At 36.4% G+C, this 14,508-nt stretch carries 14 protein-coding genes; 7 read left to right on the forward strand and 7 right to left on the reverse strand.

The window, feature by feature from the left end; genetic code table 11:
- Window positions 1-100 precede the first annotated feature (100 nt).
- The 7 genes from gyrA to dnaA form a co-directional block, all read right to left on the reverse strand.
- Window positions 101-2,656: a DNA gyrase subunit A gene (gene gyrA / locus ACFOUV_RS10255; RefSeq protein ID WP_379496674.1), complete on the reverse strand. Its 2,556-nt coding sequence runs from the start codon at window positions 2,654-2,656 to the stop codon at window positions 101-103.
- 230 nt (window positions 2,657-2,886) lie between these two features.
- Complete coding sequence (gyrB, locus tag ACFOUV_RS10260; protein WP_379496675.1) at window positions 2,887-4,812, reverse strand: DNA topoisomerase (ATP-hydrolyzing) subunit B; 1,926 nt, start codon at window positions 4,810-4,812, stop codon at window positions 2,887-2,889.
- A 35-nt stretch (window positions 4,813-4,847) separates the two neighbouring features.
- Window positions 4,848-5,132 (reverse strand): extracellular matrix regulator RemB, encoded by a 285-nt coding sequence (remB, locus tag ACFOUV_RS10265; protein WP_379496676.1) that lies wholly within the window; start codon window positions 5,130-5,132, stop codon window positions 4,848-4,850.
- Window positions 5,133-5,155: 23 nt separating this feature from the next.
- Complete coding sequence (recF, locus tag ACFOUV_RS10270; protein WP_379496677.1) at window positions 5,156-6,268, reverse strand: DNA replication/repair protein RecF; 1,113 nt, start codon at window positions 6,266-6,268, stop codon at window positions 5,156-5,158.
- Between the two features lie 5 nt (window positions 6,269-6,273).
- A complete protein-coding gene (gene yaaA, locus ACFOUV_RS10275; RefSeq protein WP_379496678.1) occupies window positions 6,274-6,495 on the reverse strand; it encodes a S4 domain-containing protein YaaA in 222 nt (73 codons plus the stop codon).
- Window positions 6,496-6,695: 200 nt separating this feature from the next.
- Window positions 6,696-7,832, reverse strand: a complete 1,137-nt coding sequence (gene dnaN, locus ACFOUV_RS10280; protein WP_379496679.1) for a DNA polymerase III subunit beta — start codon at window positions 7,830-7,832, stop codon at window positions 6,696-6,698.
- A gap of 233 nt (window positions 7,833-8,065) precedes the next feature.
- Window positions 8,066-9,412, reverse strand: coding sequence for a chromosomal replication initiator protein DnaA (dnaA, locus tag ACFOUV_RS10285; RefSeq protein ID WP_379496680.1), 1,347 nt, complete (start codon window positions 9,410-9,412; stop codon window positions 8,066-8,068).
- A gap of 729 nt (window positions 9,413-10,141) precedes the next feature.
- On the opposite strand from dnaA, the gene rpmH reads away from it, so the two are divergent.
- The 7 genes from rpmH to mnmE all read left to right on the forward strand — a co-directional run bounded on the left by rpmH (window position 10,142) and on the right by mnmE (window position 14,504).
- Window positions 10,142-10,276, forward strand: coding sequence for a 50S ribosomal protein L34 (rpmH, locus tag ACFOUV_RS10290; protein ID WP_010648907.1), 135 nt, complete (start codon window positions 10,142-10,144; stop codon window positions 10,274-10,276).
- A 134-nt stretch (window positions 10,277-10,410) separates the two neighbouring features.
- Complete coding sequence (gene rnpA / locus ACFOUV_RS10295) at window positions 10,411-10,752, forward strand: ribonuclease P protein component (RefSeq protein WP_379496681.1); 342 nt, start codon at window positions 10,411-10,413, stop codon at window positions 10,750-10,752.
- Window positions 10,753-10,872: 120 nt separating this feature from the next.
- Window positions 10,873-11,607 carry a membrane protein insertase YidC gene (gene yidC / locus ACFOUV_RS10300; protein WP_379496746.1) on the forward strand — a complete coding sequence of 245 codons (735 nt, stop codon included), beginning with the start codon at window positions 10,873-10,875 and terminating at the stop codon, window positions 11,605-11,607.
- A gap of 15 nt (window positions 11,608-11,622) precedes the next feature.
- Window positions 11,623-12,237, forward strand: a complete 615-nt coding sequence (gene jag, locus ACFOUV_RS10305; protein ID WP_379496682.1) for an RNA-binding cell elongation regulator Jag/EloR — start codon at window positions 11,623-11,625, stop codon at window positions 12,235-12,237.
- 156 nt (window positions 12,238-12,393) lie between these two features.
- Window positions 12,394-12,657: a hypothetical protein gene (locus tag ACFOUV_RS10310; RefSeq protein ID WP_379496683.1), complete on the forward strand. Its 264-nt coding sequence runs from the start codon at window positions 12,394-12,396 to the stop codon at window positions 12,655-12,657.
- A gap of 19 nt (window positions 12,658-12,676) precedes the next feature.
- Window positions 12,677-12,886, forward strand: coding sequence for a YozQ family protein (locus ACFOUV_RS10315; protein WP_379496684.1), 210 nt, complete (start codon window positions 12,677-12,679; stop codon window positions 12,884-12,886).
- Window positions 12,887-13,127: 241 nt separating this feature from the next.
- Window positions 13,128-14,504 carry a tRNA uridine-5-carboxymethylaminomethyl(34) synthesis GTPase MnmE gene (gene mnmE, locus ACFOUV_RS10320; RefSeq protein WP_379496685.1) on the forward strand — a complete coding sequence of 459 codons (1,377 nt, stop codon included), beginning with the start codon at window positions 13,128-13,130 and terminating at the stop codon, window positions 14,502-14,504.
- Window positions 14,505-14,508: the final 4 nt, after the last annotated feature.

The raw sequence follows: 14,508 nt of genomic DNA on the forward strand, positions 1-14,508 counted from the left end.
TGAAGAAGATGACTTCGGAATAAGTTACTGATTATCCGAAGTCATCTTCTAAGCTTTATCCCATCATGCGGGCAATATTGCCCCGTAAAAGAGTTTTTTATTAATCTTCATCTGTTGTGTTGTTTTCCGTATTCTCCGTCTCTACTACTGTGTCTTCAGAGTCTATAATAACTTCTTCATTCACTTTCTCTTCTACCGGTTGAGCCTCAATTTCTGCTTCAACCTCTTCTTTTTCTACTTTAGCGACGGTAGCAACTTCTTCACCATCCTGAAGTCGAATCAGATGGACACCTTTTGTATTACGACCAGTAGTGGAAATCTCTGATACCTGAATACGAATCAGTACTCCAGCTATAGTAATCATCATGAGATCTTCATCACCAGTAACGGCTTTTACAGCAACAACATCGCCAGTTTTTTCATCGAGTTTACAAGTGAAAACACCTTTTCCTCCACGATTTATACGGCGATACTCCGATTCATTCGTTTGTTTCCCAAATCCCTTATTGGTAACATGAAGGATTTTCGAATCAGGTTCTATAATCTCCATGGAAACTACGATATCGTCACCTCTTAGTGAAATGCCTTTAACACCAGCAGCAGTTCTACCCATTGCACGTATCTGCGTTTCTTCAAATCGGATCAGATAGCCATTTTTCGTTGCAAGCATCATGTCTTTTGTTCCATCTGTTAATCGAACAGAAATCAGCTCATCATCTTCCCGAAGGCCAACAGCAATTAATCCACCTTTACGAATATTAGCGAATTTGTCTAACGATGTCCGTTTTGTAATCCCATGTCTTGTTGTAAAGAATAAGAAGGATTCTGCATCATAATTACTTACAGAGATAACAGCATTGACCCATTCGCCTTTTTCTATTTGAAGCAAATTAATAATCGGAATTCCTTTTGCAGTACGACTATACTCAGGAACTTCATATCCTTTTGCCTTGTATACTTTACCTTTATTCGTAAAGAATAGCACTGTATCATGCGTAGATGTGGAAACGAGATGTTCTACGAAGTCATCTTCGTTTGTCCCCATACCTTGAATTCCACGACCGCCACGTTTTTGTGTGCGATAAGTCGAAGCAGGCAGTCGCTTGATATAACCCTGATGTGTTAGCGTTATAACGATGTTCTCTACAGGGATTAAATCTTCATCCTCAAAGAATCCTGCGCCCCCAGCAACGATCTCACTCCGACGTTTGTCATTAAAACGTTCTTTGATGTCAGTAAGTTCTTCTCGAATAATTTCAAGGACTTTCTCTTCATTGGCCAAAATATCCTTTAATTCAGCTATAAGCTTCATTAATTCACTGTATTCATTTTCTATTTTCTCGCGTTCTAAGCCTGTCAAACGTTGCAAACGCATATCTAAAATAGCTTGTGCTTGTTTTTCAGAAAGTTCAAAGCGCTCAATCAATCCTTCTCTTGCAATATCGGCTGTTTTTGAATTACGGATCAGCGAAATTACCTCATCCAAATGATCTAAGGCTATACGTAGGCCTTCTAAAATATGTGCACGTGCTTCTGCCTTTTTTAATTCAAAGGCTGTCCGTCGTCTGATCACTACTTTTTGATGATCTAAATAATGCACTAAACATTGCTTAATCGTTAGAACCTTTGGCTGACCATCGACAAGTGCTAGCGTATTAACACCAAATGTAGTCTGTAACGAGGTGAATTTATATAGATTGTTCAGTATGACGTTGGCATTTGCGTCACGACGAATTTCCATGACAATACGCATCCCATCACGGGACGATTCATCCCGTAAATCTGTAATTCCCTCAATTCTTTTGTCACGAACAAGCTCCGCTATTTTCTCAACCAGTCTAGCTTTGTTTACTTGGTAAGGCAATTCGGTAACAAGAATGGTTGACTTTCCATTTGCATGTTCCTCAATATCTACCTTCGCACGCATCGTAATGGAACCTTTTCCTGTTTCATATGCTTTACGGATACCACTTCTGCCTATGATGATTCCTGCTGTTGGAAAATCTGGTCCGGGAATATAATCTTCCATCAGTTCATCAATTGTTATTTCTGGATCTTTACTAATAGCTAGTACAGCATCAATTGTTTCACCTAAGTTATGAGGTGGAATATTGGTAGCCATTCCAACTGCAATGCCCGAGGTGCCATTTACAAGTAAGTTAGGGAATCTAGCAGGGAACACAACTGGCTCGCGTTCAGAACCATCATAGTTATCCCTAAAATCAACTGTGTCTTTATTCAGATCACGTACTATTTCCATCGCAATTTTTGACATTCTAGCTTCTGTGTAACGCATAGCGGCAGCTTGATCTCCATCAACAGATCCAAAGTTTCCATGACCGTCTACAAGCATTTTCCGATAGCTGAAGTCCTGTGCCATACGAACCATCGTTTCATAAACAGCTGTATCACCGTGTGGATGGTACTTACCGATAACTTCGCCAACGATACGGGCTGATTTTTTATGTGCCTTATCTGAATGCATTCCTAAATCATTCATTGCGTACAAAATTCTTCGATGTACTGGTTTCATGCCGTCGCGTACATCGGGCAAAGCCCTTGAGACAATAACACTCATTGAATAATCTAGAAAAGATGTACGCATTTCATTACTTATATTAACTTCCTGAACGTTTCGACGTTTTTCCTCCGCCATTTTAACTACCTCCCATTAGAAAAACACTTTCTATGCTTTCCCAGTAGTAGTAAGAGATTTAAGAAAGGATTGTAACCTAGTAGCAAACGAGCTATTGTTATTTTTGATCCAAACATAGATTTCTCACTACTCACACTTTTTTCTTGCCTTGGCTATTAATTAGCTCCCATAGATAGATGCGGACGCAAGTAAACGGCATCCTGCTTGCTATACAATCGTTTCGCGTTTCTTTAAATATCTAAGTTTTTCACGTACTTTGCGTTTGATTCAATATAGTTTCTCCTAGGTTCTACCTTATCGCCCATTAACATATCAAAGACCTGGTCTGCTTCAATCGCATCTGCCAATTCTACTTGCAACAATGTACGCATTTCTGGGTCCATTGTAGTTTCCCATAGTTGCTCCGCATCCATTTCACCAAGACCTTTATATCGTTGGATAGCTGGTTTAGGAGATGCTGGGATCTCTTGTAAAATTTTGGTTAATTGATTGTCATCGTAGACATACTGTACTGATTTGCCCTGTTTCACTTGATATAACGGTGGTTGGGCAATGTAAATATAGCCATATTCAATTAAAGGACGCATATAGCGGAAGAAGAATGTCAAAAGTAACGTACGAATATGTGCACCATCAACATCCGCATCTGTCATAATAACCACTTTATGATAGCGGGCTTTTGTTATATCAAAATCTTCTCCAATGCCTGTACCGAGTGCTGTAATCATGGAACGAATTTCTGTATTAGATAATATTCGATCAAGGCGAGCTTTCTCTACATTTAAGATTTTCCCACGTAATGGAAGAATTGCTTGAAAATGACGGTCTCTTCCCGATTTTGCAGAACCACCTGCAGAATTACCCTCAACAATATATAATTCACTAATGGAAGCATCTTTTGATGAGCAGTCAGCTAATTTTCCGGGCAAGCTTGAAATTTCCAATGCACTTTTTCTTCGTGTTAATTCACGCGCTTTTTTTGCTGCAGACCGTGCACGTGAAGCCATCAATCCTTTTTCAACAATTATTTTTGCAGTAGATGGGTTTTCATATAAAAATTTGGAAAATTTCTCACTGAAAACGGAATCTGTAATCGTTCGAACTTCACTATTTCCCAGTTTTGTTTTTGTTTGCCCTTCAAATTGAGGATCTGGATGTTTAACAGATACAATTGCGACCAAACCTTCGCGTACATCTTCACCTGAAAGATTCGGATCATTATCCTTAAACAGACTCTTTTTTCGTGCATAATCATTAATTACACGTGTCAAACCACTTCGGAATCCAACTTCATGTGCTCCACCTTCGTAGGTGTGAATATTATTCGCAAAAGAGTAAAGACTGCTTGCAAAGCCATCGTTATATTGAATAGCAACTTCAATAGCTATTCCTTGTTCTTCTCCCTCTGCATAAAAAGGTTCATGTAATACTTCTTTATTTTTGTTTATATACTCTACATAAGAGCTTACTCCACCTTCATAAAAATAAGTGATTGGCTCTTTATCTGAACGTTTATCTTCAATCGTTAATGTTAATCCTTTGTTTAAAAAAGCTAATTCACGAATACGTTGCTCTAATGTATCAAAATTGTATTCAATTGTTTCTGTAAAGATTTCTTTGTCTGGTGTAAAGTGTGTAACCGTACCGGTAATATCTGTTTCACCTACAACTTCTATTTCTCCAAGCGGGGCACCTTTAGCGAAGCCAAGGAAGTAAACTTTGTTATCACGGTGGACATGAACTTCTAAATTGCTTGATAGTGCATTTACAACCGAGGCACCTACACCATGCAATCCACCGGAAACTTTATAGCCACCGCCACCAAACTTAGCACCAGCATGCAGAACCGTCATAATGACTTCAAGTGCTGGACGACCCGTTTTCTTCTGAATATCAACCGGAATTCCACGACCATTATCTTTAACAGTTATACTATTATCTTTTTCGATAATGATTTGAATATGATCACAATATCCTGCTAGTGCTTCATCGATACTATTATCGACAATTTCCCATACGAGATGGTGCAGTCCTTTTTCACTTGTTGATCCAATATACATCCCTGGTCTTTTACGAACGGCCTCCAAGCCTTCCAATACCTGAATCTGATCGGCATCATATGCTTGATTTTCTGTTACTTTGTCTTCCATCGACATATTCTCACACTCATTTCTATTGAAGTACGCTTGTCTTAATTGCTGCTGATTTCTTCAGAGTAATCATCCAATTTATTAATGGTTGAAATAATACTCGATCTCTTCTTTAGCGTGGAGACGGATAATGTGCTGTAGTAAATATAATCTTTAGTTATCATAACCGCTTTCGCATCTTTCTTCGGACCGATAACTTTCTTCTCCCGTTTGGATGCAGTCATCATTTCATCGATTATGACGGACGAAGATATTAAGTTACAATCAATGATTGCAATAATCTCTTCCGACTGAATCACATTTCCATTTCCAATATGAATAAACATCATGTCAACTCCTATGTCTGGGTTTACCTGTCGACTTTTCCATCTGAAACCCGGAACAGCTCTGCTTGTTTTAATGTCTCATGATTAATTCCATCAACACTTGTAGTCGAAACAAATGTCTGAACACGGCCTTGAATCGTATTCAGTAAATGCGATTGTCTGAAGTCATCCAACTCACTTAGAACATCATCCAAAAGTAGAATTGGATATTCACCCACTTCTTGGTAAATTAGTTCAATTTCAGCCAATTTCACCGATAATGCTGTTGTCCGTTGCTGGCCCTGAGAACCATAAGTCTGAACATCTTTGCCATTTACATAGAAAAGAAGATCGTCTCTGTGGGGACCAATTAACGTAGTTCCACGTTCAATTTCTTTTTGTTTAAGTTCATGAAATTTTTCAATATATATATTTCCTATTTTTTCCTTATTTGCTTCTTCTGATACTTCAATTGTTGCACTATAGTGAATTTCAAGACTTTCGAGTTCTCTGCTGATGCCATGATGAATAGGCCGAGCCCATTTCCGTAACAACTCCAAGAAAACAAACCGTCTTTCCAATAAAGTTGCAGCATGTTCAATTAATTGTTCAGTTAGCACGTCTAACATAGTGAGATCAGGATTATCTTTACGCTGCATTTGCTTTAATAAGTGGTTTCGCTGTTTCAGTATTTTTTGATATTGCCCCAAGTGATAGATGTATCGCGGCTGAATTTGACCGAGCTCCATATCAATAAAACGTCTTCTGATCTGAGGTGGCCCTTTTACGAGAGTTAAATCTTCGGGGGCGAACATGACGACATTGATAGCTCCTATATAATCACTCAGCCGCCTTTGCTCAAGCCGGTTTAGTTTGGCTTTTTTACCTTTTGAAGAAACGATGATTTCAAGTGGAATGGACTGAGTTCGTTTCGTTATTCTACCTTCTATTTTAGCATAATCTTTTTCCCATTGGATAAGCTCTTTTTCACGAGGGGTACGATGAGATTTCGTAAAAGCCAATACATAAATAGCTTCCATCAGGTTCGTTTTCCCTTGGGCGTTAGCACCTATGATTACATTCACTTTATCATCAAAAGAGATATCTAAAGTTTCATAATTACGGTAATTTTTTAATTGAAGTTGTTCTATGTGCATGCAAATTAATCCTCTTTAATTACGATATACGAACCTGCGCCTTCAACTTCAACTACATCTTTTGGATAAAGCTTACGGCCTCGTCGGTGTTCCAATTCACCATTAACCAATACTCCTACATCCGTGAGAAAAGATTTTACCATTCCACCGGATTCCAGTATATTAAGTAATTTAATGAATTGGCCTAACGTAATATACTCTGTATTTATTTCGATTTGTTCATGCAATATTATCACCAAATTCTGTATTATTTTATATCAACGTATCTTTAAATGTCCTATAAACCTATTTTACTAAAGTTTTAAGTGAAAGGGAAGGTAATACCCTCAATTCAGATAAAAACGCGTAAATTAGCCTTATTTTTGATTTACAAGAAAAAAAGCTCTGTAAAAGAGCTTTTTGCTGAGTTGCCATATTATCTTATAACTTAATATGTTCTTACCGGAAGAATCAATTGTAATATTGAATCATCGTTTAATGGGCGAATGACGAAAGGTCGCATTGCTCCTGTAAATTCAATTGTCACATCATCGTATTCAATTGCTTTTAAAGCATCAATCATGTATTTGGAGCTGAAAGATATTTTCAGTTCTTCTCCTTCGATGAGTTCAACAGATATTTCTTCTACTACAGTTCCAACTTCAGGAGAATTACTAGAAATTTCAATAACAGAATCACCTTGTGTAAATAGCCTTACAACATTATTTCGCTCTTCTTTGGCAAGAAGGGAGGCACGATCAATTGTGCTGAGCAGTTCTTTTGTCTTCACCTGGAGTTTTGTTTTACTTTGCTCAGGGATGAGACGTGACGTTTCCGGATAGTTTCCATCAAGCAGACGAGAAAGGAAATTTAAATGTTTTGTTCGGAATAAGATTTGGTTGTTTGTAACACTAATTTCCACTGTTTCTTCTGAATCATCAAGAATCTTATATAGTTCAGTTAAACTTTTTCCTGGAACTACGACTTGTTGAAATTCAATATTCGCATCTGTTACAGGGATTTCCCTTTTAGCTAAACGATGACTGTCTGTTGCAGTGAACGATAATACGTTATTTGCTAATTTCAAATTAACCCCGGTTAGAATGGGTCGTGTCTCCATCGTTGAAACAGCAAATACCGTTTGTTTAATCATACTTTTCAATAATTCGATGGACATTTCAAAGCTGTTTTCAGTTTCTAGTTTTGGTAAATGTGGATATTCTTCTGCATCTTGGCCATTTAAGTTAAATTCAGCTTTTCCGGATCTGATTGTTACTTTCAGATTGGCATCTACTTCAATTTCCACTGTTTTTTCCGGTAATTTACGTACAATATCAGGAAAATATTTAGCCTGTAATATAATTGTTCCCTCTTCAATTTGCTCTACATGAACGACACCGTCTTCTTCGGCTGGTATGTATGACTCGATGGAAATATCGGAATCACTTCCTGTTAATGTTATGCCATGTTGTTTTGCCTCAATTTTCATTCCTGTAAGAATTGGAATTACGGTTCTGGACGAAATTGCTTTCATAACATCCTGTACACCTGCAATTAGTTGATCACGTTGAATTATAAATTTCATGAAAATATCCTCCTAATGGAAGTTCTTTTATTTATTATTATTTATAAAAAAACAGTAGTAATAGTAATAGGGACTGTGATTATGTGGATAAGTGAATAATTACCATAATGGTTACAGTTTTCCACATGTGTATAACTTGTTTGTATCTTTGCACAGTTATTAACAGTATTCACATGTGGACCGTTCTTATAAAAATCGGATTGCAAGCAAATTTGGATAATAGTTTCTTGAACTTAATAAATAGACTTTAATTTTTCTTTAATATCCTCAATATCGCGATTTAAATCGGAATCCTGCTCCAATAACCTGGAGATTTTCTCATGTGCATGAATAACCGTTGTATGATCTCTACCACCAAACTCTTCACCAATTTTAGGTAAAGAAAAATCAGTTAGCTCTCTGGATAAATACATGGCTATTTGTCTTGGGTATGCAATTGATTTTGTCCGTTTTTTCGCTGAAAAGTCTTCCAGACGTATGTTATATCTTTCCCCTATAATTTCTTGAATCCCCTGAATGGTAATGATCTTAGGTTTGCTGCTTGGGATTATATCCTTTAAAGCGTCGGCCGCAAGTGATGCATCAATATCCTGATTAACAAGTGAAGAATAAGCAACTACTCGAATTAGAGCTCCTTCTAGTTCACGAATATTCGTGTTAATTTGGTTGGCAATATAAAGCATGACTTCATTCGGAATATCAAGACCTTCAGCTTTTGCCTTTTTATTTAAAATAGCAATTCTTGTTTCCAAATCAGGTGGTGTAATATCGGTAATCAGTCCCCATTCAAATCGTGAACGCAGACGATCCTCCAATGTAGGGATTTCCTTTGGTGGACGATCACTGGAGATTATAATTTGTTTGCTTTCTTCGTGCAGCGCATTAAATGTATGGAAAAATTCCTCCTGGGTTGATTCTTTTCCAGCAATAAATTGAATATCATCTATTAATAGCACATCAATAGTTCGATATTTGTTCCTAAAGTTATTTGATTTATTTTCCATAATGGCGTTGATAAATTCATTCGTGAACTTTTCAGAAGTAATATAAACGACTTTTGCATTTGGATTATGATCACGGACATAATGTCCAATAGCATGCATTAAATGGGTTTTTCCGAGTCCAACGCCACCGTAAATAAAAAGCGGATTATAGGCTTTGGCAGGTGCTTCAGCTACAGCCAAGGATGCAGCATGAGCGAATCGATTTCCTGCTCCAATTACGAAAGTATCAAATGTATATTTGGAATTTAGCATTGATTTCGGTGTATCCGTACTGTTCATACTTGGTTTCGATTTAGGCACTGGCTTTAGATCTTCTATTTCTATAGTTGAATCCGGAATAATAAACTTTGTATTTAATTTAGTACCAGTTACTTCATCAAGAATTTCAGAAATTAGTTCAGTATATTGATTTTCCAGCCAGTCTCTAGCAAATTCGTTTGGAGCGGAAATGATCAATGTATCTTTTTCAAGAGATTCTGCCTTCGTATTTTTTAACCAAGTATCAAAGCTGGGTTTGCTGATTCTTTCTTCTATTTTTTCTAATGTAGCAACCCAAAGTTCTTCGATGTTTTCCAAAATCGATTTCACTCCTTTCAAAATAATTTACAAAAATAATAAAGTATAAAAAATAAAAACAATTAATACATAAGCCTGCCACGTCCTCCAGTATTCATGCGTTGTTGACTTCTATATACTCTGGGTGCTCAGTCAACATCGATAAATGAAATTGGATGACAGAAAAAGCCTCTCTCAATCTAAAGCAGATGGAAAGGCATATCATAATAGATGCTTCTATTTGATAGGGAATATAAAATTAAATTTTTTTGCAGAAAATACGTGTGGATAGATAAAGGTGATAGACATGGACTTGCAAATTGTTATAAACGTTATCCACAACCTTGTTGAAAAAGTTATAAGGAAGCGTGTGAACAAGTATCCACATCTTATCCACAGATTGTGCATAACTTTAAAAGTCAATTCTAGTTTCCACAGGTGAAAACATAAATATAATATCAAAAAAAAGGTAATAAAGCAATGGTTTTAAGATAGTTATCCACATATTCCACTACTTGTGTATTAAATCTATCCACACTACTATATTTTGTGATTAACCTGTATTCACCTGTTGTGGATAGAAATGTAAAGGTATTTTTTTACTAACTGCGTATGTGGATAATTTATATTTGGATAGGATGTTGACAGATGGTAGTAATATTTCGTATAATATCAAGGACTGTCTACTGGATTAGTTATTATTTAAATTTAGATATCGAAAAAGGGTTCCCTTGGGGAGGTGCAAGATACATGAAAAGAACTTATCAACCAAATAATCGTAAACGCAAAAAAGTACATGGCTTTCGCGCGCGTATGAGTACTAAAAACGGTCGTAATGTTTTAGCTCGCCGTCGTCGTAAAGGAAGAAAAGTATTATCTGCATAGGCCACTGAAATATCAGTGGTTTTTTTCTGCTTTTTTAGCGAAATTTGGAAAGAATAAAAGCAGCGATTCCTGCTGCTTTTTACATAAAAACTTACAGGCTTGCAGGTGTAATGCAGTAATTAAAGGTGATAGAGATGAAAAAACAATTTCGTATTAAAAAGAATAAAGAGTTTCAATCCACATTTAAATATGGAAAGACCTTTGCCAACCGGCAGCTTGTTATCTATTACTTGAAGAAAGAAGATCAGGAGCATTTTCGTGTAGGCCTATCTGTCGGCAAAAAAATTGGGAACGCTGTAACTAGAAACAGAATAAAACGCTATCTGCGTCAAGCTTTTCAAGAACTGGGAGTTGCTATCCGCTATCCTCTAGACATTGTCATCATCGCAAGGAATCCTACGAAGGATATGGGCTATGAAGACATAAAAAAAAGTTTGACGCATCTGTTGTATAAAGAAAAATTATTAAAGAAATGAAGGAAAAATAAGTTTAGGATAGAATCTTGTACTTGTTTAGGATAAAATAGCATTTAGAATAGATGTTGGTTTTGTTAAGGAGGAAATAAATTGCGTAAAAAGTATTTATTGCTTATAACCATGATTGGTTTAGTAGCAATCCTTTCCGGTTGTATGGAAGTAGATCAACCGATTACACCAGAAAGTGAAGGAATCTGGAATACAATCTTTGTATATCCACTATCGTGGGTAATAATAAAAATAGCCGAATTTTTTAATAACAGTTATGGTCTATCAATCATTATTGTAACAATACTTGCTCGTACACTGTTAATGCCATTGAATATTAAACAATTAAAAAGTTCAAAAGCAATGCAGGAGATTCAGCCGAAACTTCAGGAAATTCAGAAAAAGCATAGTTCGAAGGATGCAAATACACAGCAACAACTTCAAAAGGAAACAATGGAATTATTCCAAAAAAATGGAGTAAACCCACTTGCTGGCTGTTTGCCAATATTCGTACAGATGCCAATATTGATAGCCATGTACCATGCAATTATGCGTACAGATGAAATCAATTCTTACAGTTTTCTTTGGTTTGAACTTGGCTCACCGGATCCATACTTTATTTTACCGATATTGACGGGCCTTTTTACATTCCTGCAGCAAAAGCTGATGATGTCGACAAATACATCTATGAAAAGCAATCCACAAATGGCGATACAAATGCAGGTTATGCTGTATGTAATGCCAATTATGATTGGTGTATTTGCTCTATTCTTCCCAGCTGCTTTAGCATTATATTGGGTAACCGGGAATATCTTTATGGTAGTTCAGGTACTTCTCATCAATAAACCAATGATGACGAACAAGTAATGGAGGAGACAAATAGTGAAAGAAATAACTGCTAGCGGACAAACAGTTGAAGAAGCGGTTCAATCAGCATTAGAGCAGTTAAACACCACGAAGGACCAAGTAGAGATCGATGTGATTGATGAAGGGAAAAAGGGTTTCTTTGGTATATTTGGTTCGAAACGCGCCATTGTCAAAGTCACACTTGTCAAAAATCCTGTTAAAGAAGCAGAAAAATTTATCAAACAAGTAACCAGCAATATGAATCTAACTGTAGAAATCACGACTACTGTAAATGGAAAGCATGTTACTTATGAATTAGACGGCGAAAATATTGCAATCATCATAGGTAAACGTGGACAAACCCTTAATGCGCTGCAATATTTAGTTCATTTGGCTATTAATAAAGACAGTAAGGATTACTATACGGTTACTTTGGATGCTGAAGGGTACCGAAACCGTAGACAAGAAACCCTTGAATCACTGGCTCTTAAAATGGCTGAGAAGGCAAAACGGATGAATAAAAAAGTAGCTCTTGAGCCAATGCCGGCTTTTGAGCGTAAAATTATCCATAACGCACTTCAGAATAAAGTGGATATTTCCACTTATTCGGATGGTGTGGATCCTCATAGGCATATTGTAATAAAGCCTTAGATCATAAAATAAAAAGACCCTGGTTTTTTTCAGGGTCTTTTTGTGATTAAATAACTTCAATTTGCACATATTAATATTAAATCCTTTTATGAATCATTTCTTTAATTTATAGCATACTAACTATATTCAATTAGAATTTCAAGAAGGAGTAAAAACGTGCGAAATTTTTCTGGAAAGATATTTAGTGGAGAATTGGATCTCTTACAGGATTCATTTTATCTAACCCAGGTTAAAAACCTCCAAACAGCATCTAATTTATCAGAGGGTAAATTAATGCAGCTTAATCAATATTTAAGCAATCAGGGTGAATCCTGTATGATTACAATTAATGATCAGATCCCAATTCTTTTGCAGGAAAAGGAAGTAGCAGAATTACTTGTTGATCTTGCAAGTATAATGAATGCTTTGAAGACCTCGTAAGGGAAAGGAGATGTGCTAAATGGATAAGAAAATAGATGAAAAAGCCAAGACTGTTGCCGACAAAACGTATCAGTATTCCGACTACTATAGCAATGACCAGCTCTCCAAAGGTATGGCTGTATCCCATGAACAGGTTTCCGATACGTATATGGAAGGAACCATTGATCGATTAGAAGGAAAAAATGGTCGTGATGATCATGCAGAAAACGAAGAAATTCCAAGGAAGTAGAAAGAGACAATAAAAAATCCTGACAAAAAGCGTAGTTATCTACGCTTTTTTGTGTCTTTAAATATAAAAATATAATTATTAACATGTGGATAAATATATTTTGTATAATAAAATATATTTTTTATGTGGATAACTTTATTTTTATTGTAAATTATGTTATTCTATTTTGTTAGTGACATTAAAAATATAAAACATATTAATTTATATAGATAGAGTAAGAAGAATATTGGAGGTGACGGAGATGGAGACAGATACAATTACTGCAATATCAACCCCAATTGGTGAGGGTGCAATAGCCATTGTGAGGTTGAGTGGGCGTGAGGCAATTTCAATAACAGCAGAGATCTTTAAAGGGAAAAATTTAAATAATGTTGATTCGCATACCATTCATTACGGAAAGATTATGGAGCCACAGACAAATGAAATTGCTGAGGAAGTAATGGTCTCTGTAATGCGTGCACCAAAGACATTTACCCGTGAAGATGTTGTAGAAATAAATTGTCATGGTGGAATGGTTGCTGTTAATAGAGTGCTGGAAATTATTTTAGCACAAGGAGCACGACTGGCTGAACCAGGGGAATTTACAAAACGCGCATTTCTCCATGGTCGTATTGACTTATCCCAGGCGGAAGCTGTAATGGATTTAATTCGGGCTAAAACTGATAAAGCGATGTCTGTTGCACTGAAACAAATGGATGGGCGTTTATCGGGTTTAATCCAGCGACTAAGACAAGAATTGTTGGAAACAGTTGCACATGTGGAAGTTAATATCGATTACCCTGAATATGATGATGTAGAAGAAATGACCCATGATATGATGCGTGTGAAAACGAAAGAAGTTCGTGCTGAAATTGAACAGCTGCTGGGTGTTGCTAAACAAGGGAAAATTTTGCGTGAAGGTCTTGCTACGGCAATTATCGGCAGACCAAATGTAGGGAAATCCTCATTAATGAATACACTTGTACAAGAAAATAAAGCAATTGTTACTGAAATTCCTGGTACGACCCGTGATATTATAGAAGAATATGTTAATGTCAGAGGGGTACCTTTACGATTAGTTGATACGGCTGGAATTCGTGAGACAGAAGATATTGTTGAAAGAATTGGTGTAGAGAGATCCAGAAAAGTATTGAAGGAGTCAGATCTAATTTTATTTGTTTTAAATTATAATGATGAAATTACCGATGAAGACTTGAAGTTATTCGAGGCGGTCAGTGGACTGGAATACATTCTTATTATAAATAAGACCGATCTGGATCAAAAGCTTGATATGGATAAAGTAAAGGAACTAGCAGGAAATAGACCAATTATTACCACCTCTTTAATAGAAGAAGAAGGGGTAGATGAACTGGAAAAGGCAATTGCTGAAACATTTTTTACTGGAGATATTGATACAGGTGATATGACATATGTTTCCAATATAAGGCATATCCAGCTGCTTAAGCAGGCGAAACAAGCGCTTGAGGAAGCTATGGAAGGTATTGAATTTGGCATGCCTATGGATATCGTTCAAATAGATGTTACTCGATCATGGGAGTTTTTAGGAGAAATTATTGGAGATACTGCGAGTGACAGCTTAATTGATCAGTTATTTTCGCAGTTCTGTTTAGGTAAATAAATAA

The organism is Oceanobacillus longus (assembly GCF_042650085.1).
GTDB classification, from domain to species: Bacteria; Bacillota; Bacilli; order Bacillales; family Amphibacillaceae; genus Oceanobacillus; species Oceanobacillus longus.